General features: G+C 66.1%; 15 protein-coding genes and 1 pseudogene. 9 read left to right on the top strand and 7 right to left on the bottom strand.

What is annotated here, in order from left to right; translation table 11 throughout:
- The coding region (locus FV220_RS06625) for a cadherin-like domain-containing protein (protein WP_147830297.1) at positions 1–6,291 on the top strand (6,291 nt) is incomplete at its 5' end.
- A gap of 1,094 nt (positions 6,292–7,385) precedes the next feature.
- Here the strand turns inward: FV220_RS06625 and FV220_RS06615 are convergent.
- The 4 genes from FV220_RS06615 to FV220_RS06600 all read right to left on the bottom strand — a co-directional run bounded on the left by FV220_RS06615 (position 7,386) and on the right by FV220_RS06600 (position 13,334).
- On the bottom strand, positions 7,386–9,956 hold the full coding sequence (locus tag FV220_RS06615) for a TonB-dependent siderophore receptor (protein ID WP_246689392.1): 2,571 nt from the start codon (positions 9,954–9,956) through the stop codon (positions 7,386–7,388).
- Positions 9,957–10,039: 83 nt separating this feature from the next.
- Complete coding sequence (locus tag FV220_RS06610) at positions 10,040–11,047, bottom strand: DUF4880 domain-containing protein (RefSeq protein ID WP_147830295.1); 1,008 nt, start codon at positions 11,045–11,047, stop codon at positions 10,040–10,042.
- A gap of 207 nt (positions 11,048–11,254) precedes the next feature.
- Entirely contained in the window at positions 11,255–11,800 is a 546-nt protein-coding gene (locus tag FV220_RS06605) for an RNA polymerase sigma factor (protein WP_056147142.1), read from the bottom strand.
- Positions 11,801–12,395: 595 nt separating this feature from the next.
- Positions 12,396–13,334, bottom strand: a complete 939-nt coding sequence (locus tag FV220_RS06600) for a LysR family transcriptional regulator (protein ID WP_147830293.1) — start codon at positions 13,332–13,334, stop codon at positions 12,396–12,398.
- Positions 13,335–13,453: 119 nt separating this feature from the next.
- Here FV220_RS06600 and FV220_RS06595 point away from each other — a divergent pair, with 119 nt between their 5' ends.
- The 8 genes and pseudogenes from FV220_RS06595 to FV220_RS06565 form a co-directional block, all read left to right on the top strand.
- Positions 13,454–14,065 carry a YceI family protein gene (locus FV220_RS06595; RefSeq protein ID WP_147830291.1) on the top strand — a complete coding sequence of 204 codons (612 nt, stop codon included), beginning with the start codon at positions 13,454–13,456 and terminating at the stop codon, positions 14,063–14,065.
- Between the two features lie 21 nt (positions 14,066–14,086).
- Positions 14,087–14,695 carry a cytochrome b gene (locus FV220_RS06590; protein ID WP_147830289.1) on the top strand — a complete coding sequence of 203 codons (609 nt, stop codon included), beginning with the start codon at positions 14,087–14,089 and terminating at the stop codon, positions 14,693–14,695.
- Positions 14,692–15,258, top strand: coding sequence for a YceI family protein (locus FV220_RS06585; protein WP_056147133.1), 567 nt, complete (start codon positions 14,692–14,694; stop codon positions 15,256–15,258). Before FV220_RS06590 ends, FV220_RS06585 begins: the two co-directional genes overlap by 4 nt.
- A gap of 206 nt (positions 15,259–15,464) precedes the next feature.
- Positions 15,465–16,067, top strand: coding sequence for a TetR/AcrR family transcriptional regulator (locus FV220_RS06580; protein WP_147830287.1), 603 nt, complete (start codon positions 15,465–15,467; stop codon positions 16,065–16,067).
- Positions 16,068–16,253: 186 nt separating this feature from the next.
- Positions 16,254–16,430, top strand: a complete 177-nt coding sequence (locus FV220_RS25410; protein WP_162238968.1) for a hypothetical protein — start codon at positions 16,254–16,256, stop codon at positions 16,428–16,430.
- Between the two features lie 102 nt (positions 16,431–16,532).
- Complete coding sequence (locus FV220_RS06575) at positions 16,533–17,216, top strand: type 1 glutamine amidotransferase domain-containing protein (protein ID WP_056147127.1); 684 nt, start codon at positions 16,533–16,535, stop codon at positions 17,214–17,216.
- A gap of 116 nt (positions 17,217–17,332) precedes the next feature.
- Positions 17,333–18,739, top strand: a complete 1,407-nt coding sequence (locus FV220_RS06570) for an amidase (RefSeq protein ID WP_147830285.1) — start codon at positions 17,333–17,335, stop codon at positions 18,737–18,739.
- Between the two features lie 180 nt (positions 18,740–18,919).
- Positions 18,920–19,272, top strand: a pseudogene (locus tag FV220_RS06565) (IS630 family transposase); the annotation flags it as partial.
- 434 nt (positions 19,273–19,706) lie between these two features.
- On the opposite strand, the gene xoxF5 reads toward FV220_RS06565, so the two are convergent.
- From xoxF5 to FV220_RS06550, 3 genes are all read right to left on the bottom strand, one after another.
- Complete coding sequence (xoxF5, locus tag FV220_RS06560; protein ID WP_147830283.1) at positions 19,707–21,518, bottom strand: lanthanide-dependent methanol dehydrogenase XoxF5; 1,812 nt, start codon at positions 21,516–21,518, stop codon at positions 19,707–19,709.
- A 146-nt stretch (positions 21,519–21,664) separates the two neighbouring features.
- Entirely contained in the window at positions 21,665–22,369 is a 705-nt protein-coding gene (locus FV220_RS06555; RefSeq protein WP_056147119.1) for a response regulator transcription factor, read from the bottom strand.
- Positions 22,366–23,667 (bottom strand): histidine kinase, encoded by a 1,302-nt coding sequence (locus FV220_RS06550; protein ID WP_238253673.1) that lies wholly within the window; start codon positions 23,665–23,667, stop codon positions 22,366–22,368. The genes FV220_RS06555 and FV220_RS06550 overlap by 4 nt, the downstream gene beginning before the upstream one ends.
- Positions 23,668–23,752 lie beyond the last annotated feature (85 nt).

Here is a 23,752-nt window from a genome sequence, read left to right as displayed (position 1 = left end):
GACGTCACCCTCTCCGATGTCGACCTCGACGCGCTGAACGGCGGTCTGGGCGACTATGCCGGCGCCACGCTGACGCTGGCCCGCCAAGGCGGGGCGGACGCGCAGGACGCGTTCGGCTTCGACGCCTCGGGCTTCACGGTCTCGGGCAACAGCCTGCGCGACGCGAACGGGGCGACCTTCGCCACCTTCACCGACACGGCCGGCACGCTCACGATCACCTTCACCGGCACGAACGTCGCCACCTCGGCGCTCGCCGACGCGGTGGCACGCGCCGTCACCTACGCCAACACCTCCGACACGCCTCCGACCTCCGCCACGCTGGTCTGGACGTTCTCGGATGGCAATGCCGGCGCCCAGGGCTCGGGAGGCGTCGGGACTACCACCGGCACCACCACCGTCACGATCACGGCGGTGAACGACGCGCCGATTCTCAGCGGCACCCAGGCGACGCTCCTGGCCGGCACGGAGGACACCGCCTTCACCGTGACGACGGTCGAGCTGCTCAAGGGCTTCGCCGATCCCGAGGGCAGCGCCCTCGTCCTCTCCGGCCTCAGCGTCGACCACGGCACGATCGTGAGCAACGGGGCGGGCGGCTACACCGTCACCCCGACGGCAGACCATAACGGCCCGCTCACGATCAGCTACAGCGTCGGCGACGGCACGGCGTCGACCCCCGCCACCCTGAGCACGACCCTCGAGGCGGTGAACGACGCCCCGCGTCTCACCGGCACCCAGGCGACCCTGGCCGGCACGGAGGACACCGCCTTCACGGTGACGGAGGTCCAACTGCTGCAGGGCTTCGCCGATCCGGAGGGCACTCCCCTCGTCCTCTCCGGCCTCAGCGTCGATCACGGCACGATCGTGAGCAACGGGGCGGGCGGCTACACCGTCACGCCGGCCGCCGACTACAACGGTCCGCTCGTCATCAGCTACGACGTTGGAGACGGCACGACGTCGATCCCCGCCACCCTGAGCACCACCCTCGCGGCGGTGAACGACGCCCCGCGACTCACCGGCACCCAGGCGACCCTGGCAGCCGGCACGGAGGACACCGCCTTCACGGTCACGGCGGCCGAGCTGCTCCAGGGCTTCGCCGATCCCGAGGGCACGGCCCTCGTCCTTTCCGGCCTCAGCGTCGATCACGGCACCATCGTCAGCGACGGGGAGGGCGGCTACACCGTCACGCCGGCCGCCGACTACAACGGCCCGCTCGTCATCAGCTACAGCGTCGGAGACGGCGCGACCTCCATCCCCGCCACCCTCAGCACGACTCTCGAGGCGGTGAACGACGCCCCGCGCCTCACCGGCACCCAGGCGACCCTGGCGGCCGGTACGGAGGACACCGCCTTCACGGTCTCGGCGGCCGAGCTGCTCCAGGGCTTCGCCGATCCCGAGGGCACCGCCCTCGTCCTCTCCGGCCTCAGCGTCGATCACGGCACGATCGTGAGCGACGGGGCGGGCGGCTACACCGTCACCCCGACGGCAGACTACAACGGCCCGCTCGTCATCAGCTACAGCGTCGGTGACGGCGCGCTGACGATCCCCGCCACCCTGACCACGGCGATCACGGCGGTGAACGACGCACCGCGCCTCACCGGCACCCAGGCGACCCTGGCGGCCGGTACGGAGGACACCGCCTTCACGGTCTCGGCGGCCGAGCTGCTGCAGGGCTTCGCCGATCCGGAGGGCACTCCCCTCGTCCTCTCCGGCCTCAGCGTCGATCACGGCACGATCGTGAGCGACGGGGCGGGCGGCTACACCGTCACCCCGGCCGCCGACTACAACGGTCCGCTCGTCATCAGCTACAGTGTCGGCGACGGCACGACGTCGATCCCCGCCACCCTGAGCACCACCCTCACGGCCGTGAACGACGCGCCGTCGTTCTTCGGCGCCGGGACCGGCAAGGTGCTCACCCCGGTCGGCGCCGACGGATCGTCAGACACCGGCCGAAGCGTCACGGTTCAGCCGGACGGCAAGATCCTCGTCGCGGGCTATGGCGACGGGACCGGCGGCACCGACTTCGCGCTGGTGCGCTACAACGCGGACGGTAGCCTCGACACCGGCTTCGGCCCGGACGGGACCGGCAAGATCCTCACCCCCGCCGCCCCCGGCACGGCGTCAGACTATGGCCAGAGCGTCGCGCTCCAGACAGACGGCAAGATCGTCGTCGCGGGGTATGGCGTAGGTGCCGGCAACCGTTACGACTTCGCGCTGGTGCGCTACGACGCGGACGGCAGCCTCGACACCACCTTCGGCACGGGCGGAAAGGTCCTCACCCCGGTCGGCACCGGCCTGTCGAGCGACCAGGGCAACAGCGTCACGGTCCAGGCGGACGGCAAGATCCTCGTCGCGGGTTACGGCGAGGGCAGCGAAGGCCAAGACTTCGCGCTGCTGCGCTACAACGCGGACGGTAGTCTCGACACCGGCTTCGGCCCGGACGGAACCGGCAAGATCCTCACTCCGATCAGCGCGGGCACGGCGTCAGACCAGGGCAACAGCGTCACGCTCCAGGCGGACGGTAAGATCGTCGTCGTGGGTTCCGGCTGGGGCAACGGCCAAGACTTTGCTGCGGTGCGCTACAACACGGATGGCAGCCTCGACACCGGCTTCGGCCCGGACGGCACCGGCAAGATCCTCACCCCGGTCGGCGCCGGCATGTCGAACGACGCCGGCTACAGCGTCACTGTGCAGGCGGACGGCAAGATCGTCGTCGCGGGCTACGGCCAGGGCAGCGGGACCGGCTACGACTTCGCACTGGTGCGCTACAACGCGGACGGTAGCCTCGATACTGGCTTCGGCCCGGACGGGACCGGCAAGATCCTCACCCCGGTCGGCACCGGCACGGCATCGGACTTTGCCTACAGCGTCACGGTCCAGGCGGACGGCAAGATCCTCGTCGCGGGTGAAGGCAATGGCAGCGGCGGCACCGACTTCACGTTGGTGCGCTACAACGCGGACGGTAGCCTCGACACCGGCTTCGGCCCGGACGGGACCGGCAAGATCCTCACCCCGGTCAGCGACCGCACGGCGGAGGACGTTGCCAAAAGCATCACGGTCCAGGCGGACGGAAAGATCGTCGTCGCGGGCTACGGCATCGGGAGCGGCACCGGTTACGACGTCGCTGTGGTACGCTACAACGCGGACGGCAGCCTCGACACCACGTTCAACGCCCCGAACTCGCTCGGCGGCACGGTGGCGTTCACCGAGAACGGCAACAGCGTTCGCCTCGACGCCGACGTCACCCTCTCCGATGTCGACCTCGACGCGCTGAACGGCGGTCTGGGCGACTATGCCGGCGCCACGCTGACGCTGGCCCGCCAAGGCGGGGCGGACGCGCAGGACGCGTTCGGCTTCGACGCCTCGGGCTTCACGGTCTCGGGCAACAGCCTGCGCGACGCGAATGGGGCGACCTTCGCCACCTTCACCGACACGGCCGGCACGCTCACGATCACCTTCACCGGCACGAACGTCGCCACCTCGGCGCTCGCCGACGCGGTGGCACGCGCCGTCACCTACGCCAACACCTCCGACACGCCTCCGACCTCCGCCACGCTGGTCTGGACGTTCTCGGACGGCAATGCCGGCGCCCAGGGCTCGGGTGGCGTCGGGACTACCACCGGCACCACCACCGTCACGATCACGGCGGTGAACGACGCGCCGATTCTCAGCGGCACCCAGGCGACCCTGGCGGCCGGTACGGAGGACACCGCCTTCAAGGTGACGACGGCCGAGCTGCTCCAGGGCTTCGCCGATCCCGAGGGCACGACCCTCGTCCTCTCCGGCCTCAGCGTCGATCACGGCACCATCGTCAGCGACGGGGAGGGCGGCTACACCGTCACCCCGACGGCCGACTATAACGGCCCGATCACGATCAGCTACAGTGTCGGCGACGGCACGGCTTCGACCCCCGCCACCTTGACCACCACCCTTGAGGCGGTGAACGACGCACCGCGCCTCACCGGCACCCGGGCGACTCTGGCGGCCGGTACGGAGGACACCGTCTTCACGGTCTCGGCGGCCGATCTGCTGCAGGGCTTCGCCGATCCGGAGGGCACTCCCCTCGTCCTCTCCGGCCTCAGCGTCGATCACGGCACGATCGTGAGCAACGGGGCGGGCGGCTACACCGTCACCCCGGCCGCCGACTATAACGGCCCGCTCGTCATCAGCTACAACGTCGGAGACGGCACGACGTCCATCCCCGCCACCCTGAGCATGACCCTCGAGGCGGTGAACGACGCCCCGCGACTCACCGGTACCCAGGCGACCCTGGCGGCCGGCAGAGAGGACGCTGCCTATACGGGTCGGCTCTCCGACCTACTGAAGGGCTTCACCGACATCGACAGCGCAACGCTCGCGGTCACGAACCTGAGGGCCGATCATGGCACGGTGACGATCACGGGCGGGACCTTCACGCTTACGCCGGACGCCGACTATAACGGTTTGGTCACGCTCAGCTACGATGTCGGCGACGGCACGGCCGTCACGGCAGCGACCCGGGCGCTGACTCTCGCCTCAGTCAACGACGCCCCCGTCGTGACCGATGACGTGATCGAGGTTGTTCAGCGAAGTTCCGTGGCGAGTGGCGTGCTCGGCAACGACATCGACTCCGATGGCGGCATCCTGACGATCACCGCGATCAGGGCGGTAACCGCCGGTACGGCCAAGACGGCCGTCGACGGTACCACTGTGATCGCCGGCCGCTACGGCACGCTGACCCTGCAGGGGGACGGCAGCTACACGTACGAAGCCAATACCGAGGGCCGGGTCGCGGTGGGAGCAAGCGTCGTCGACGACTTCCTCTACACGCTCTCCGACGGTCAGGGTGCCACCGGTTCCGCGCATTTGCGTGTGACTGTCACTGGCTCCAACCAGGGTGATGCGGGCGACAATATCTTCCTGCTGACCGGCCCGGGGACGAGGGCCTCCGGGTATGACGGCGACGACACCTACATCGTCGACAATGCCGGTGATCGTGTCTTCGAGGCGGCAAGCGGCGGCAGCGATACGGTGATGACGAGCGTGAGCTACACGCTGGCAGCCGGTCAGGAGATCGAGACGCTGAGGACCACGAGTGGCGTCGGCACGACCGCCATCAAGCTCACGGGCAACGAGTTCGCCAACAAACTGGTGGGCAATGACGGCGACAACGTCCTCAACGGCGGCAAGGGAGCCGACCTGCTCTACGGCAAGGCCGGTAACGACACCTACATTGTCGACGATGCCGGTGATCGTGTCTTCGAGGCGGTAAGCGGCGGCAGCGATACGGTGATGACGAGCGTAAGCTACACGCTGGCAGCCGGTCAGGAGATCGAGACGCTGAGGATGACGAGCGATGCCGGCACGGTCGCCATCCAGCTCACCGGCAACGAGTTCGCCAACAAGCTCGTGGGCAATGACGGCGACAACGTCCTCAACGGCGGCAAGGGAGCCGACCAGCTCTACGGCAGCGCTGGCGACGACACTTACATCGTCGACGATACCGGCGACCGTGTGGTCGAGGCCGCTGACGGTGGCACCGACACGGTGAGGACCAGCGTGAGCTACACCCTGTTGGCCGGCCAGGAGATCGAGACGCTGAGGACGACGAGCGACGCCGGTACGACCGCCATCCAGCTTACCGGCAACGAGTTCGCCAACAAGCTCGTGGGTAATGACGGCGACAACGTCCTCAACGGCGGCGGGGGAGCCGACCAACTCTACGGCGGCGCCGGTAACGACACCTACATCGTCGACGATGCCGGTGATCGCGTCCTCGAGGCGGCTGACGGGGGCATCGACACGGTCAAGACCAGCGTGACCTATACGCTGTTGGCCGGCCAGGAGGTCGAGACGCTGAGGACCACGAGCGACACCGGCACGGCCGCCATCGACCTCACCGGCAACGCGTCCGCCAACAAGCTGGTGGGCAATGACGGCGCCAACGTGCTGAACGGTGGCGCCGGTGCCGACGTGCTCAACGGCAGGGACGGCAGCGATACGTTCGTGTTCTCGTCGAACCTCGGCTCCGCCAATGTCGACCGCCTCGCCGACTTCTCGGTGCCGGAGGACACGATCCAACTGGCTCGGGCAGTGTTCAGCGCTCTCGCCACAGGCCAGCTTGCGGAGGCCGCGTTCAAGGATCTCGGCAATGCCGGTGCCGTGGTGGATGCGACCGACCGCATTCTCTACAACCACAAGACCGGCGCGCTTTCCTACGACGCCGACGGCAACGGCACGGCCAGCACCGCCGTCCAGTTTGCCGTCATCGGCACGAAGGAAACACTGACCCACCTCGACTTCCTGGTGGCGTAAGCGGCGCGACACCCCCTGGCCGATCCATTCTGTTCGGCCAGGGCTTTATGGGCTGTCGAGCCTTCGGCTCCATGCAAGGCATACCGGCCTGGCAGGCATCTTGAGACTGTTAAGGACCGTATGTGAACCGCCTCGGGTTTTTCGGAGGCTCCAACTCTTGAGAGGATGGAGCCTCCGAAAAACCCGGGGCGGTTCAATGCCCGAAAAACCTGCGCTCAGCGCGGACCATTTTGCTGGGTCAGGATAACGCTGTCGCGACGGCCCTGCGCATGGTGCCCATGGCCGATAGTGGCGACATTGCCGGCTGCTGGAACGGTATCTTCGGGTTCCGGCCATCCATGGGCAGGGGGCCCGTCGCTGCCGGGTCCGGAGGGCTATATCCAGCAACTTGCCACGGATGGTCCCATGGCGCGGAACGTCACCGATCTCGCGCTCCTCTTATCGGTGATGAGTGGGCCCGATCCCCGTGCACCCCTTATCCCTTTGCTCAGGCCAAGCCCTGGCCCACGGTCATCGCCGGCACGTCCATGGATACGTATCATCGCTGGATCGAAGTGGTGGTACCAGCGACCTTGTCCGGATGCCCCACGATCTGCCTGCCGTTGGCTCCATGGGCACAGGACGGACGATCATCGGGGCTGCAACTCATCGGAAGGCCGAGACAGGGCGCTGCTCTGCATAGCCCGTGCATTCGAGGAAGTGAGTTACGATCACAGCGACTTCCTTCATGAAGAGATGGGCATAAACAGCAGCGCTGTTTGCCGCCTTCAACGTTCTGTACGGCACCTTGCTCGGCCGCGGCACGCAGCATCATCGCCACGGCAAGGTCAAGCGCCTCCTTGACACAATTCAGGGCTTCTTCTCCGGCCTGACCCGTCGGCGCTTGCCGCAACATACCTTCACTGGCGTCGGCGACCCGACGATGTGATCGAGCGCGGCAACGCAGGTTACCGGGAATTGCTAAACTGATAGCGCAAAGCAGATAAGCTTTGCGCTTTTGCCTAAATATTAAAATTCAATCAACAAGCACAATCAATGGGGCCCAAGCGAAGTATCAGTATCGATGCGCTTGGGCCTAATTTCTCTTCAGCGATTCACCAGCGGTAGCGTAGCGTCGCCAGCACGGTTTGACGATTGCCGTAGAAGCAGCCGGTCGCGGCGATGCAGGTCGATACGTAGGTCTTATCGAACAGGTTCGTCGCATTGACCGCGAGATCCACGCCTTTGAGCGCTGGGTAGCGGTAGCCGAAATCATACCGAACGGCCGCGTCGACCAAGGTGACGACCGGGATATGGTAGAGGTTGGCGTTGTCCCCGACCGAGGCACCGATGTAGCGCACGCCCGCCCCGAGACCGAGCCCGGCCCAATCGCCCGTTCGGACCGTGTAGTCGAGCCAGGCCGACGCCTGGTGTTGGGGCACGAAGGGAAGTTCGTTCCCGATGATGCTTGCCCCGGCCGCGTTTGCATTGGCCTTGGTGATCTCGCTGTTCATGGCGGCGTAGGAGGCGATCAGGTCGAGGCTTTCGGTCAGGCTGGCCTTGACCTCCAGTTCCACGCCGCGGACGCGAGCCTCGCCGGTCTGCGTATTGAACCGGAAATCCACCGAGTCCGGTGTCAGAACGTTTTTCTGCGTCAGATCGAACACCGTTCCCGTCATGAGGAGGTTCGTGCCGGGGGGCTGAAACTTGATGCCGCCTTCGATCTGCTCACCCTCCGTCGGTGCGAAGGGCTGGAGGGCTCGGTCCGTGCCGGCCGTGGGCTGGAACGAGGTGGCGTAGCTGATGTAAGGGGCCAAGCCGCCATCCAGCAGATAGCTCAGCCCGACGCGGCCCGTGAAAGCGGCGTCATCCTGTTTTACCTGGGAAAGCACACCGTTCGCGGCATTCGTCGTGCGGGTCACCGCGTCGGCCCAGTCCTGACGCCCGCTGACGGTCAGGCGGAAGCCGCCGAAGCGGATCTCGTCCTGCGCGTAGAGTCCGGTCTGGTTTCGTCCCTGGGTGATCCGCGTGCCGAGCGGGGGACGCGTGACCGTGCCGGCATAGACCGGGGCGAACACGTCGAGGGAGGGCACGGACCGTAGCTGGGACTCGTCGTACCGGGCGTCTTCGCGCAGATAATCCGCACCGAGGAGAAGCGTATGCGCGAAGGGGCCGGTGGAGAAGCGGGCTTCGGCCTGGTTGTCGATGTTGAACAGGTCCGACCGCTCCGGGAAGGCCCAGGCGTAGCGGGAGAGCGTGCTGTTATCGGCGCCGAGGCCGATTGCCTGCACACGCTGGGTATTGGCGTCGACATGCGAGTAACGCAGGTTCTGCCGGACGGTCCAGACGTCGTTGAAGCGATGCTCGAACGCGTATCCGATGAAGCCCTGCTGCAGCTTGAACCGGTCGTAATTCGGCTCTCCGATGAAACGGTTCGTGGGGATGCGCCCCTTAGGGTTCGCGTAGAGCGTGCCCAGGGCGGGCAGGCCCTGCGGCGCTCCCCCGCCGGGCGAGTCGATGTTGAGATACTGCGACAGGATCGTCAGGGACGTATCGGTATCCGGCCGCAGGGTGAGGCTCGGCGCGATGAAGACGCGGTCTTCCTCGAGATAGTCGAGTTGCGTCCCCGTGGTGCGGGCCAGACCGGTCAGTCGATAGAGGATCTTGCCATCCGGATCGATCGGCCCGGACAGGTCGAAAGCGGCCTGCGCACGCCCGAAACTGCCGGTCTGGAGTTGGATTTCACGCAGCGGCGTCGCCGTCGGGCGCTTGCTCACGAGGTTGAGCAGGCCCCCTGGGGAATTCTGACCATACAGTCCCGATGACGGCCCCTTCAGCAATTCGACACGCTCGAGACCATAGGATTCGACACGCGGTTGCGAGTAGCCTCGAGCACCAAAGGGTAGCCGCAATCCATCGAGGTAGCGGCCCGGCACGAAGCCTCGGACGTAGAGCCAATCATAGCGCACATCCGTGCCGTACTGGTTCATCACGCCGGGCGTGTAGAGCAGGGCCTGACTGACGCTCTGGGCCTGACGGTCCTCGATCTCCTTGCGCCCGACCACGTTGATGGCCTGTGAGGTCTCCAGGATCGGCGTTCCGGTCTTGGTCGCGGTGGCGCTGCGGCGGGCGACATAGCCGTGGACGGGACCTATGGCGTTCTCACCCGTCACCTCCAGCACGTCGAGGGCTACGGCCCCGGCCTGATCCGGGGCGACGACATCGGCCTGTGCCACCACGCGCAGGAGGGTGGCGGAGCGCTCGGCGGTGAACTGGGGCGTCAGTCCCGTGCCGGCCAGGAGCCGCCGCAACCCTTCCGCACGGTCGTAGCGTCCGACGACCGCGACCGAGCGCAGATGTCGGGTGGCGCTGCTGTCATAGATCAGCTGGACGCCGCTGGCCGTGCCATAGGCCGCGAGGGCTTCGTCGAGGGGCATGGCAGGAAGGGCGAAGTCGATCTCCGTGTCCTGGGCCGGCATGAGCGCCGATGCCTGGACGAGGTGTGGTCGACCCATCGCTGCAGCCGTGCCGGCATGCTCGATCGCTGCCGAAGCCGGAGCCGGCAGGGCGGCGACCAATGTCGCGAGACCGCTCAATCCAATGGCCATCCGGTACTGGTCCCGTCCCCGGTCTTGTCTGCTACGCCGCACCGTCATCAGCCCCATCGTCTCAAGGCGGCTTGCCACCGCTGCGCGACGGGTCGTGATCGCCCGTCTGACTCTTGAGACGCTGCGGAGCCCGTCACCCCGCAAGAAAAGTCCGTGACGGGTCAGCGCAGGATGACGAGCCGGTCGCTGAGTCTGAATTCGGAGAGTGCGAGGGCGGTGCGGATGTTCGTGAGTGCCTCTTCCGGACGGGACAGGTGGAAGATGCCGGTCACCCGCCGGATTGAAGCCGCCGAACTGCCCAGCACGATCCGACCGGGGCGATAGCGGTTGAGATCGTCGACCACCTGGGACAACGGCGTATCGCGGAAGACGAGAAGGCCGCGCCGCCACGCCGCTGTCGTCGCCGTGTCGATGGAATGAACGCCCCCTGCCCCGCGCGTCGTGTCGACCCCCTGGCCGGCGGCCAGCACCGTCGGCGGCGCGCCCGGTTCCGCGATCACCTCGACGGAGCCCGAGAGGCAGGAAAGCTCGGCGTCCGTCCCGCCGGTCCAACCGGTGAGCCCCTTGGCCGGACGGCAGCGAACGACGAACTCCGTCGCCATCCCGGGACGCGTGGCCACATGCGCCGGACCGACCGTCAGGAAGATCGGACGCGCATCGGCGGGGACCGTGACGGCGACGGCCCCCGCATGCAGGACGAGAGTGCCGGCTTCGGCTGTTCGGGCATCGAGGGCGGTTTCGGCATCGAGCTCGATCCGCACCCCTCCCGGCAGATCGACCGTCCGCACCTCTCCGGTGCCTGTTCGGAAATCCGCGCTCAGTTCGGGCCAGTTCACAAGGAAGGCAGCCCCGCTCGCGGCGATGGAGGCCGAGGCGATGCCCAGACCCGCACCCCGGAGAATCCGGCGGCGGGAGATGCCACGCGGTGCCACCCGGATAAGGGTGGGGGCGACCTGCTTCGGGAGCGCGATGCCGGCCTGGCGCCACAGCTTCGACGCGGCAAGGAAGGCGGCATCGTGCTCGGGCCGCGCGCGCCATGCGGTGAGGGCCTCGGCATCGGCGTGCGTTGCTGTCCCGGACGTCAATCTGACGATCCAGGCACGAGCCTCCCTTTCGACGGCCGCTAGGTCGCCGGACCCATCTTCACGATCGTGATCCCCGGCGGTCATAGCTTTCGCGCCTTCTCCTCGTGGGCACGCCGCAAGAGCATTCCGAGACTGCGGCGTGCAAGGGCCACTTTCCCGCAGCGACGGCGTGGACAGCCGATCCGACCGGATCCTCGGAGCCTTCGCTGGTCATTGGTATGACTCTGCAACACAGCCCCTCGGTTGCGGGCCGTTACGATGGTAGACGCCTCCGCCCGTGCCGCCCCGCAATCAGCGTCCATGGTGATCGATCCGTAAGCGCTCGGCGCAATGGTCCAGTGCCATCCGAACCTCCGATTCGACGGTGCGGAGCGAAACACCGAGATGCGTGGCTATGGCCGCATGGCTCATGCCCTCGATCCGGCTGAGACGGAATGCAGTCGCCCGGCGAGGCGGCAACTCGGACAGCGCCTGCGTCAGACAGCGGAGATCGGCTCGTGCCTTGGCATCCCGGTCAGGTCCCGGTGCGTCATCCGGCACCGAAAGATGGGCGGCAATGTCATCCGCGCTGAGCAGGCATGCCCGACGTGCCTCGGCTCGCCGATGATCTATCGCCAAGTTCGCCGCGACCTTGAATAGGAATGCGCGTTCGTTCTGCAGCGGGGGATCGTCCAGGGCGACATGGGCCACCCGAAGAAACGTCTCGTGCGCGAGATCGGAGGCTTCGTGAACACCCACTTTCCGACCGAGAAACCGCAAAAGTGCCTCGCGATGGGTGCGATAAAGTATGCTGAGCCGGGACTCCTGTTCGGACTGCGTTCGGGAAACGCGGAGCATTTCGAGTGCCGAGTTAAAGCATCCTGGAACAGATGCGCGTAAATGATCGGATTGCAAAAATCCGTTACACACACAAGAGGCAATTCACGCAGAGTCGTGATGCTATCAATATTAGAATTAGTACAATGAAATAATCAATTCAGTTTCGGACGGCGTATGCGCGGCCATGCCTCGGATGCTTTCCTGAATCGTCTCATTGGGAGCTATATTTGTATGTATTATAGACTAACTCATGAATTTTTAACTGTGTATCATATTTTAAAAACTGTTGTGAGTCGCAGAATACCTATGAACTTTTCATTCGGCAATCGGGAGCGGCCGACTTTCTGTACTAAATTCCCATCGAGGCAATCTGTATCGCCGCAAAGCAAGGAATTACTTATTCGTAAGCTTTAGATTTAGGAAGATGCTGCCGATAAAATTTAGTAACGGCTCGTCGCTAGCCGACGTCATTCATCGCCGCATCATCTTACCTTCTACCTTGAATGTTTGAGGCAGATCCTCTGTCCCTGCCCTTCCCCAAAGAGGAGTCGGAGGCTCGTTCACACGCGGGAGCGCCGAGAGTCTCCCGTAGGAAACTCGCCGCCCTAATCCTCTATCGCTGCATGGAATTCACGGAAAACCGCTTCGAGATCTCGGTGCGCACATGCTCGCGGAACAGGCGTACGCGTGCCGGCAACTCCCGTCCCGCCAGGCTCACCGCCCTCAATGCCCCGCCCGTGGTGGCCCAGGGCTCGAGAACCCGAACGAGCAGGCCCGCTTCGAAGCCACGGGCAGCGATCAAGCTCGGGAGGTGCCCGATGCCCGCCCCGGCCAGGGTCAGTCTGAGTGTCGTCGCGAAGTCGCTTGCCCGGATGGCGGGACGGATGCCGACCTGTTCCGTGCGCCCTCTGCCGTCGTTGAGAAGGATGCCCATCACGCCGGGCCGTTCGCGCGCAAGGATCACGTCGTGTTCTGCCAAGGCCGCAGGCGCTGTGGGAGCCGGCTTCGAGGCGAGGTAGGCGGGCGTCGCATATAACGCCATCCAGACGTCCAGGATCCGGGTGGACCGGTAGCCCGTCTCCTCCACGTCCCCCAGTCGCAGGGCGAGGTCGATCCGATTGGCCGCCAGGTCGAGGCGCGTATCGGTGTTCAGCATCTCGACCGTGACCTGCGGGTAGGCCTCTCTGAAGCTGGCGACGATGTCGGGCATCACCTCGATGCCAAAGTCGACGGAGGTGGTGATCCGCAGGTGTCCTGCCGGCACCGTCCGTGCGTCGCGGGCCGTCTCCGCCGCTTCATCGAGGAGAGCCAGGCATTCCTGGACCTTGGCGTGGAAGGCGAGGCCTTCCGCCGTCGGCGATACCGCCCGAGGATGGCGCGCCATCAAAGTAGCACCCAGGGCGGTCTCGAGCCGTGAGAGTCTTCGGCTGACGCTGCCCTTGGTCTCGCGCAGGCTCTCTGCCGCCGCCGTGACGGTGCCGAGATCGACGACGGCGCAGAACGCCCGCAGGTCGTCGAGATTGCCGCCGAAGGTTTCCGTTCTCGCAACCATGTGGTGCGAGATAGCAGGCTCTACGCGGCCTGCCAACGGGACTATTCGGATCGTCGTCAGGTTGCGGTTCCTTCCCGACCTCCCGTTCACAGCAGTTCGATTCCGTCTCGGAGACGACCATGAAACTCCTTCTCGCTTCAAGTCTCGCCCTTGCCACCGTCCTCGGCGGTGGTGCGTCGGCCCAGACGCCGCCGACCCGCGACCCTGCCCAGATCCAGGCCGGCACCTACGCCGTCGATCCCGGCCATACCCAGGTCGGCTGGCGCGTATCCCACATGGGCTTCTCGAACTATGCCGGCGGCTTCTCGGACGTCTCCGGCACCCTCGACCTGCAGCCGAAGACCCCGGCCACCTCGAAGCTCTCGATCAAGATCCCCGTCGCCTCGGTGACGACGACCAGCGACAAGCTCACCGGCGAACTCAAGGGCGACCAGTGGCTCGACGCGGGCAAGTTCCCCGAGATGACCTTCGTCTCGACCAAGGTGACGCCCGAGGGGAAGGACAAGGCCAAGGTCGCGGGCAACCTCACCCTGCATGGCGTGACCAAGCCGGTGACGCTGGACGTGACCCTGGTCGGTGCGGGCGTGAACCCGCTCAACAAGAAGGTCACGGTCGGCTTCGAGGCGACCGGGACGCTCAAGCGTTCTGAGTTCGGCGTGAAGACCTACGTCCCGCTGATCGGCGACGACCTGCACCTCACCATCGCGGGCGCCTTCGAGCGTCAGGACTGACACCAAGCGAGGAGAGCGGCCATGGTGTCCGGCCTGTCCGCGCGGCGCTACACCGTCGTGGCCATCCTTCTGCACTGGACGAGCGCGCTCTGCGTGCTCGCCCTCATCGGCATGGGCCTGGTCATGACACATGCAGGGCTGGCGCCGATGCGCCAGTTCCAGCTCTACCAGTGGCACAAGTCGGTCGGGATCACCGTCCTGGTCCTGACGGCCCTGCGCCTCGCCTGGCGCGTCGTGCATCGGCCGCCCCCGCATCCGGCCGGGATGCCGGCCCATGAGCGTCGGGCGGCCGGCGCGGCGCACGGCCTGCTCTACCTTCTGCTCATCGGCCTGCCCCTCACCGGGTGGGCGGTCGTCTCGCTGTCGCCCTTCAACATCCCCACGGTGCTGTACGGCCTCGTGCCGTGGCCCCACCTGCCCCTGGCCCCGCTCCTTCCGGATGCGGCCGCGGTCGAGAGAGTCCTCAAGCTCGTCCACGCCTACGGGGCGTGGTTCCTGACCGCGCTCCTCGTGCTGCACGTGGCGGCCGCGCTGCGCCACCACCTCATCCTCCGCGACGACGTCCTGCGCCGCATGCTGCCCGGACGCGGACCCGCGACATCGTCCGAACCCATGGAAGCGATCCGATGAACCCGCGAGCCTTATGCCTCCTGATCGCCCTGCAAGCGGTCGCCTCGCCGGTCGCAGCTGCGGAATGGGCGGTCGATCCGGCCAAGAGCGCGATCCGGTTCTCGGGCGTGCAGGTCGGCGCCCCGTTCTCCGGGCGCTTCGAGCGCTTCGAGGCGAAGGTGGATTTCGACCCCGCCAAGCCGGAGGCCGGGCATGCCACGGTGCTAATCGACATGGCGAGCGCCCGCACCGGGGACGTCCAGCGCGACGAGGCGCTGCCGCAGAAGGACTGGTTCGACGTGAAGTCGGCCAGCCAGGCCCGCTTCGAGGCTACGCGGTTCATCGACAAGGGCCATGGCGACTACGAGGCGGTGGGCACCCTGACGATCAGGGGCACGAGCCGACCGCTCACGCTCCCGTTCCACTTCTCGCTTGGCGAGGGCCAGGCCCGCGCAACCGGACATGTCGGCCTCGTCCGCACGGAGTTCGGCGTCGGACAGGGTGCCTGGGCTTCCGGGCAGTGGGTGGCGCTCGAGGTCGGGGTCGACGTGGACCTCGTCGCTATGTCCAAGCCCGGGACCTGATCCCGGGGCGGCGAGGAAGGACAGTGTCCTTGCGCTTCCTGCTCGTAGCTGCGGTGTAGTTCCCCACTATGGGATCCTGCCCCGCCCAAGAGAATCGCGGCGGGATCGTTTCGCTGGCCCGACGGCACGCACCACAAAAAGTCCTTCCAGCAAAAAATGTAGCGCGCCTTCTAGACGACCGGTCTAATTTCAATTAATTGAGGGCTATGGCACGCGTCACTGCACACACCGACACACGACAGGGCATCCTCGATACCGCCTACGGCCTCGTGGGCGCGAAAGGGTTCTCCGGGGTCGGACTCAACGAGATCCTGACCTCGGCGGGTGTCCCCAAGGGGTCATTCTACCACTACTTCGGCTCCAAGGAGGCTTTTGGGGAGGCTCTCCTGGCGGACTACTTCGAAACCTATCTCGCCGGCCTCGACGCGACGCTTGCAGAGCCGGGGCTGAGTCATGCCGAACGCTTGATGAACTACTGGCGAAAATGGCAGGCCACGCAGGGGAGCGTCGACTACCAGCGCAAATGTCTCGCGGTGAAACTCGCGGCGGAAGTCTCGGACCTGTCCGAGGCGATGCGCATCGCCCTCAAGGGCGGCACCGCCGCGATTATCGAAAGGCTCTCGCGGTCCATCGCGGCAGGCGTGGCAGAGGGTTCGCTCGGGATCGAGAGCGAGCCGTCGACGACCGCAGAGGACCTGTACCACGTCTGGCTCGGTGCGAGCCTGATGGCCAAGATCGTCCGGACCGACGCACCGTTCGAGGCGGCCATGGGAACGACCCGGCGCATCCTCGGCCTCGCGTCACCCTGATCCATGCCGTTCTGACGGCACGGAGTGCCGTCTTCTATACGTCTGAATTCAAGACGACTGGTCTACTTCCGTCTGGACGAGCCATCGTCCCCGGCCCGGCGGGTGAACCGACCACTCAGAGGGAGAAAACCGATGCCCCACCGCACGACAACACTTACCGCCTCGACCTTCGCCACCGCCGGACTGATGGCAGTCCTGACTCTGCGGGAAGCTGCGGCGCAGGAGCGGATAACGCTGGAGACCATTGGCGCGGTCCGCATGGCCCGGTTCGAGGAGGTCCGCGCGGCGAACCCCGAGCTCCGCCCCGCGCGGGCGGCCCCGGCGCGCGAACCCGTCGCGGAACGCACCGCGACGACACGGTAGCTCCGGCCCACCATCCCCGGGCCGGTGCCGTTCGCAGAACCGGCGGACGGCCCGACACACAAGACTTTTCTCGCACCCAAGCGAAAGACACGGAGAACGACAATGAAGATCCTCATGGTGCTGACCTCGCACGACCGCCTCGGCGACACCGGCCGCAAGACCGGCTTCTGGCTGGAGGAACTCGCGGCCCCCTACTACGTGTTCAAGGATGCCGGGGCGGAGGTGGTCCTGGTGTCGCCCGAGGGCGGCCGCCCACCCCTCGATCCGAAGAGCGCCGAGGCGAGCTTCCAGACCGACACGACACGCCGCTTCGAAGCCGACGCGGCGGCCATGGCGGTGCTCGCCGAGACGGGTAGGCTCGATGCCGTCGGCCACGAGGGCTTCGACGCGGTCTTCTATCCCGGCGGTCACGGGCCCCTCTGGGACCTCGCAGAGGATCCGGCCTCGATCAGGCTCATCGAGACGACGCTCGGAGCCGGCAAGCCCGTAGCCCTGGTCTGTCACGCCCCCGGCGTCCTGCGCCATGTCAAGGCAGCCGGCGGGAAGCCCCTCGTCGAAGGCCGGAAGGTCACCGGCTTCACGAACACCGAGGAGGAGGCCGTCGGCCTCACCCAGGTGGTGCCGTTCCTGGTCGAGGACGAGCTCAAGCGGAACGGGGGCCTCTACACCAAGGGAGCCGACTGGGGACCCTTCGTCGTGACCGACGGCCTGCTCATCACCGGCCAGAACCCGGCCTCGTCCGGCCCGGCCGCCGAGCGTCTCTTTGCCCACCTCGCGCGGAGCTGAGGAGGCGGGCGCCCTCGCCGGCGCCCGCGCCCGACCGATCCCGCCCCACCCATGATCGTCGCCCGGCCAGGCCAGGGCGATCCGCCTGCATCTGCGCCCTCGAAGGACCCCAGCCCATGTCAGCCGACATCGTCTTCTCGGACGCGACCCGTCTCGCCGAATTGATCCGCACGCGCCAGGTCTCGCCAGTCGAGGTCGTGCAGGCACATCTCGACCGCATCGCGGCGGTTGACCCCAAGGTCAACGCCATCGTCACCATCGCAGAGGGGGCGCTTTCCGCCGCGAAGGAGGCCGAGGCGGCGATCATGGCCGGCAGGGAACTCGGCCCCTTGCACGGCGTGCCGTTCACCGCGAAGGACTCCATCGACACGGCCGGCGTGATGACCCAGCGCGGCTCGCCCATCTTCAAGGGCCGCGTCCCCGACACCGACGCGACCAGCGTCGCGCGCATGAAGAAGGCCGGCGGCATCCTGCTCGCCAAGACCAACCTTCCCGAGTTCTCCTATTGGATCGAGAGCGACAACCTGCTCTCCGGCCGCTCGAACAATCCCTGGGACCTCGACCGCACGCCCGGTGGCTCAAGCGGCGGCGAGTCGGCTGCCATCGCGGCGGGCATGTCACCCCTCGGTCTCGGCACCGATCTCGCCATCTCGATCCGGGGTCCCGCCGCTCAGACCGGCATCGTCTCGCTGAAGGCGACGCACGGACGTGTGCCGATGACTGGCATCTGGCCGCGGGCGCCCCGCCGCTTCTGGCACGTCGGCCCGATGGCGCGCAGCATTCGTGATCTCGCGCTCGCCTTCTCGCAGCTGGCAGGCCCCGACGGACTGGACGCCTTCGCGACCAGCGCCGTTCCGTTCGATGCCGGCGTTGGTACCGTGCCGGATCGCAAGCTCAAGGTTGGCTGGATGGTCGGGCCGGGCTTCGGTCCCATCGACACGGAGGTGGCGGCGACCGTCAAGGCGGCGGCCGAGGCGCTCAAGGACGAGGGTCACCACGTAGAGGAGGTCCATATCCCGGCGCTGGAGCGGGATTTCGCCCTCGACGTGTTCAACAAGCTCCACGTCATGGAGATGAAGCCGGCTTTCCGGGAGGCGACCGCCGGGCACGAGGACCAGATGTACACGATGGCCAAGACCATGCTGTCGCTGCCCGACACCTCGATGGAGGATTACATCGCGGCCGAACAGGCGGCGGAGCGTCTCCGGGACGGCTATGCGACCTACTTCCGAGATTACGACGTCCTTCTCACCCCGGTGCTGCCGGTGCCGGCGCACAAACACGGCATCACCGAACTCGTCGTCAACGGCGAGACCGTCGACCTGACCTACCTGCAAGGCGCGACCGTGCCCCTCAACGTGACCGGCCTGCCGGGCCTGTCTATGCGCTTCGGGACCAGCCGGGAGGGTATGCCCATCAACGTGCAGTTGGTGGGGCGCTGGCAGGCAGAGACAACGATTCTGCATGCCGCCGCGGTACTGGAGGGCGTCAGCACAGTCCGCGGCCGGCACCCAAGCATCTGACAGGCGGGAGCCTGCCAGTGAGCGCTTCGGGGTCCCCGGCCATGACCGGAGTCGAATGGCGCAAATGTGGGTCGCGGCCAAACCCCGCTTCCCGAGCGAACGTCTGCTTCCTGTGATTTGCTATCCGAGACCGGACAGGAAGGAGATTACCCCCGCCCGGTATTTGGGCCAGATACAAAGCACAGGACCGAGACCTTCAAGCTCTCGACCGATCCCGCCTTCGTCGACAAGGTCCGGGACGTCGTCGGCCTCTATATGGCTTCGCCGCATCGGGCCGTGGTTCTGTGCGTCGACGAGAAGTCGCAGATCCAAGAACTGACCGGCACCGCGCCCGTACTGCCGATGCGACCTGGCCAGCCGGAGCGTCGAACCCATGACTATCGCCGCCAGGGCACGACCGACCTGTTCGCCGCCCTCGACATCCAAGCCGGGACTTTGATCAGCCGCTGCACACGCCGACATCCGCTTGGTGGCTCAACCTCGTCGAGGGCTGGTTCGCCCTCCTGACCCGACAGCGTCTGCAACGCGGCGTCTTCGAACAAACAAATGATCTTGAAGCTACGATCCACGCCTACTACTAGGTGAACATCCCTGGTTTGGCAGATCTGCGGGCCATCAACCCGGAAAGAACCCTCATTTAGGTTTCGCTTCAACCGGCGTGTCTTAAAAAGAAACGGCGAGCTCCGTCGAGGAGCTCGCCGGTCCGGTCTGTCTGGCGGTGGAGGGGCGGAGGTTTTTTGCAAGACAGAAGACGATTCCGGACGAGTCCGTCGCAAATATCCCCTCGCGTTTCAAAGATCTCTTTCGAGACCCAGTGGGATCCGGTGTTGAGACGAAACCCTGGACTTGGAGATACCGGCCTAGTCATGCCGATATCAAGGACACCATTCCTTGGGGAATGGATCTCGCAGCGCCTCGTGAAACGCCCGCCAGCCGCTCCGGTCGGCGGGAGCTTGGTGTGAGACACTCAGTTCGGCAGCGCGAACACGGTCAGCTGGCCACCGAGATTGGTATACTGGGACAGGGCGGTGTAGCCACCCACCGCGCCGAGACCGGCATTCGGGTCGGTCAGACCGGCCGCGAGGCCGATGCCGGCCCAGCCACCGACACCCGACAGGATGCCGATGAATTGCTTGCCCTTGTGCTGGTAGGTCATCACGTTGCCGACGATGCCCGACGGGGTCTTGAACTTGTAGAGCTCCTTACCGGTCTTCGAGTCGACAGCCTTCAGGTAGCCTTCGAGCGTGCCGTAGAACACCACGTCACCGGCAGTGGCGAGAGCGCCCGACCACACCGAGAATTGCTCGGGGTTGGACCAGACGATCTTCCCCTTGATGTTGTCCCAGGCGATGAAGTTGCCCATGCCGCCGTGACCGTTGGGAGCCGGGTACATGGCCAGCGTCGCGCCGACATAGGGCTGGCCCGCCGTGTAGGAGACCCGGAACGGCTCGTAGTCCATGCAGACGTGGTTGGTGGGCACGTAGAACAGGCTGGTCTTCGGCGAGAACGCAGTAGGCTGCTGGTCCTTGGTGCCCAACGAAGCGGGGCAGATGCCCTTGGAGTTTGTGTCCTCGCCGTTCTGCTCCGTCGAATACCGATCGACGACCAGCGGCCGGCCGTAGGTCTTGGAGCCCTTATCCATGTCGACCTTGGAGGCCCAGTTCACCACCGGATCGAATTTTTCCGCCACCAGCAATTCACCCGTGCTTCGGTCCATCGTGTAGGCGAAGCCGTTGCGATCGAAGTGGGTGAGGAGCGGCCGCTCTTTGCCGCCGATGGTCTGATCCGTGAGGATCATCTCGTTGATGCCGTCGTAGTCCCACTCGTCGTGCGGGGTCATCTGGTAGACCCACTTGGCCATGCCGGTGTCGGGGTTGCGTGCCCAGATGGTCATGGACCACTTGTTGTCGCCCGGACGCTGGACGGGGTTCCAGGTCGAGGGGTTGCCGGACCCGTAATACATCAGGTCGAGCTTGGGATCGTAGGAGAACCAGCCCCAGGTGCAACCGCCGCCCGTCTTCCACTGATCGCCTTCCCAGGTCTTCAGCGAGGAATCCTTGCCGATGGGTTTGCCGAGCGACGTGGTCTTCTCAGGATCGACGATGAGATCGCTGTCCGGCCCCATAGAATAGCCGCGCCATACCTTCTTGCCCGTCCTGGAATCGTAGGCGGTGATGTGGCAGCGCACACCGTACTCGCCGCCCGCGATGCCGACGATGATCTTGTCCTTGACCGGCAGAACTGTCGCGGTGTTGGTCTCGCCCTTCCTGGGGTCGCCGTTGACGACGGACCAGTTCACCTTGCCGGACTTGGCATCGAGCGAGACGACGGTGGTGTCGGCCTGGTGCAGGATGATCGCGCCGTCGGCATAGGCGAGACCACGGTTGACCGTGTCACAGCACATCACCGGGATGACCGCCGGATCCTGCTTGGGCTCGTACTTCCAGACGATGACGCCGTCCTTGTCGAGGTCGAGGGCGTAGACGATGTTCGGGAAGGGGGTGTGGACGTACATCATGTTGCCGACGACGAGCGGCGAGCCCTCGTGGCCGCGCAGGACGCCCGTCGAGAACGTCCAGGCCACCTGCAGTTGCTTCACGTTGCCGGCGTTGATCTGGTCGAGCTTCGAATAGCGCGTGTTGGCATAGTCGACCGTCTGCAGAACCTGCTCGGCCGGATCGGCTGTGCGCTTCAGGACGTCTTCGTTGGCCACGGCCAGCGACGCGCCGGACAGAGCCAGGGCGCTCAGAACGGAGCCATGCAACCAAACCGACTTCATCGATTCTCTCTACAATGATCAAGGGCTTCGAGCGGCGCTACTCGCCGGCTCGATTGAAGGCCGCCTCGGACACGCTCATTAAGCTCTTAAGAGACGCGGTTTGCGTAGGGAGGCCGTCCCGATCGGAGCTGGGATATTTTCCCGATCTATCCGCGCGTGCGCTCGTTCGCCTCGGAGGCCTCGCTCGAAGCTGCCTCGGCTTCGAGCGGTTGGCGGGTCTTCAGCAGCCCCGCACCGATGGCGAACCAGACGAGTTCGGCATCGGTCTGGAGACCGAGCTTCGCCTTGATGCCCGAATTGTAGTTCTGGATCGTCTTCTGGCTGAGGGAGAGCGCATTCGCGACGGCCTCCGTGGTGAGGCCCGAGGCGACGAGGCCCAGAACCTCGATTTCGCGCGGCCCGAGATCCTTGAGCGGCGAGGTCCGGCCCGACAGGCGCTCGGCGGCGATCTCCCGGGCGATATCGACGCTCACCGCCTGCTCGCCCTTGGCCACCGCCTCCATGACGGTGATCAGCTCCATGGGGGGACTGCTCTTCGTCACGTAGCCCATGGCGCCGGCCTCGAAGGCCTTGAGGGCGAAGGGAGCGCCCTGGTGCATGGTGAAGACGAGGATGCGGGCCGTCCGGTCGAACCCGCGAATGAGCCGGATCGCCTCGAAGCCGCTGGCCCCCGGCAGGCTGATGTCCATGACCACCACGTCGGGGCCCTTGGTCCGATAGAGACGGTAGGCGTCCATGGCGTTCTCGGCCTCCGCCGTCACGCTGTAGCTGCCCTGGCGCTCGAGGAACTTGCGGTAGCCGGCGCGCACCACGGGATGATCGTCGACGAGCATGATCGAGAGGCCGCTCACGCCGGGTGATCCAGATGGGATGCGACAGAGCCGGCCGCGCAGGGAATCGTGGCTTCGATCCGGATCCCCATTGGCGCCGCCCCGATGGAAAGGACGCCGCCGAGGGCCACCACCCGCTCCCGGATGCCAAGGATCCCATGACCGCCGCCCACGGTCAGGTCGGCCGGATCCCCGCCGCCATCATCCTCGACGATGAGCGACACGGCCCGCGCCGGCTCCGATGCGCAAACGATCCTCACCTTGACCTCGCTCGGCCGCCCATGCCGGACAGCGTTGGTAAGGCACTCCTGCGCGATGCGATAGAGCGCCAGGGCCACGGGTTCGGGCACGATTCCGGGATCACCCACGATGTCGAGGCGGAAGACCGGACGGGCGCTCCCGCTCGACGGTGCGGTGGAGGCGGCCTGGGGGGAGAAACTGCGCGCGTTCCAGGTGGCGACGAGATGATCGAGGCAACGCACCAACCCCATTTCGGTGAGTTCGGGAGGCCTCAGGCGAGCGAGCGCGTTGCGGAGCGTCTGCATCATGCGCTCGGTCAGGACGCCGATCTCCCCGGCATCCTCGGCAATGTCCGGACGGTCGCCGCGGGTCCCGGCGGCGATGGCCCCCGCGAGAGCGGAGGTCGCGGTGAGGCATTGACCGAACTCATCGTGCAAGTCCCGGCCCAGCGAACGGCGCTCTTCTTCCTGCACGATGAAGAGTCGCTTGGTCAGCGTCGCGCGCTGCTGCGTCGTGAGGGCCAGGCGTCCCGTCAGGTCATTGAAGGCCCGCGCGATATGCTGGAACTCGCGTGTCCGGAACGCCGGCAAACGCACGGTGAGGTCGCCGGTCTCGAGCCGTCGCAATCCGCCGGTGATGATCTCCGCGGGCATCAGGGCGTGTCCGACCACCAGTACGACGAGGAGGCAGATACCGCCCGACATCGTGGCCGCGATCAGGAACTCGACGCTCACCTGACGCCAGGCCTTGCGCAGAACGGCGGCATGATCCGCGACCGCCGAGACGGTCCCGACGCTGCGCCGATTGACGAGAAGATGCCGCTCGACGGGTCGGCTTTCGCCGAAGATCATGGTGTAGAGCCGGACGAAGATTTCCGGCGGCTCGGGGCTCACTTCCGTTTCGTTCCCGCACAGGCGCCGCGGCGTCTCGTCGAGCCATGTAATCGTGACGCAATAACCCGGACTGATGACGCGCAGAACATCGGAGCTGCGCCAGTCCGGAAACGCGTATTTGGCGTTGCGCCCCGCGCTTCCGCGCCACGTCAGCTCGCGCCAGCCAAACTCTTGCACCTCGCGCACGACCCGATCGGCCGAGGAAGTCGCATCGGCTTCGATGGTCCGGTTTACGTCGAGAACGACCCACACGACCGCACAGGCTAGACAG

The organism is Methylobacterium sp. WL19 (assembly GCF_008040005.1).
GTDB lineage: Bacteria > Pseudomonadota > Alphaproteobacteria > Rhizobiales > Beijerinckiaceae > Methylobacterium > Methylobacterium bullatum.
The sequence above is the reverse complement of the archived record's forward strand: the minus strand, read 5'-3'. Positions and strand labels throughout refer to the sequence as shown.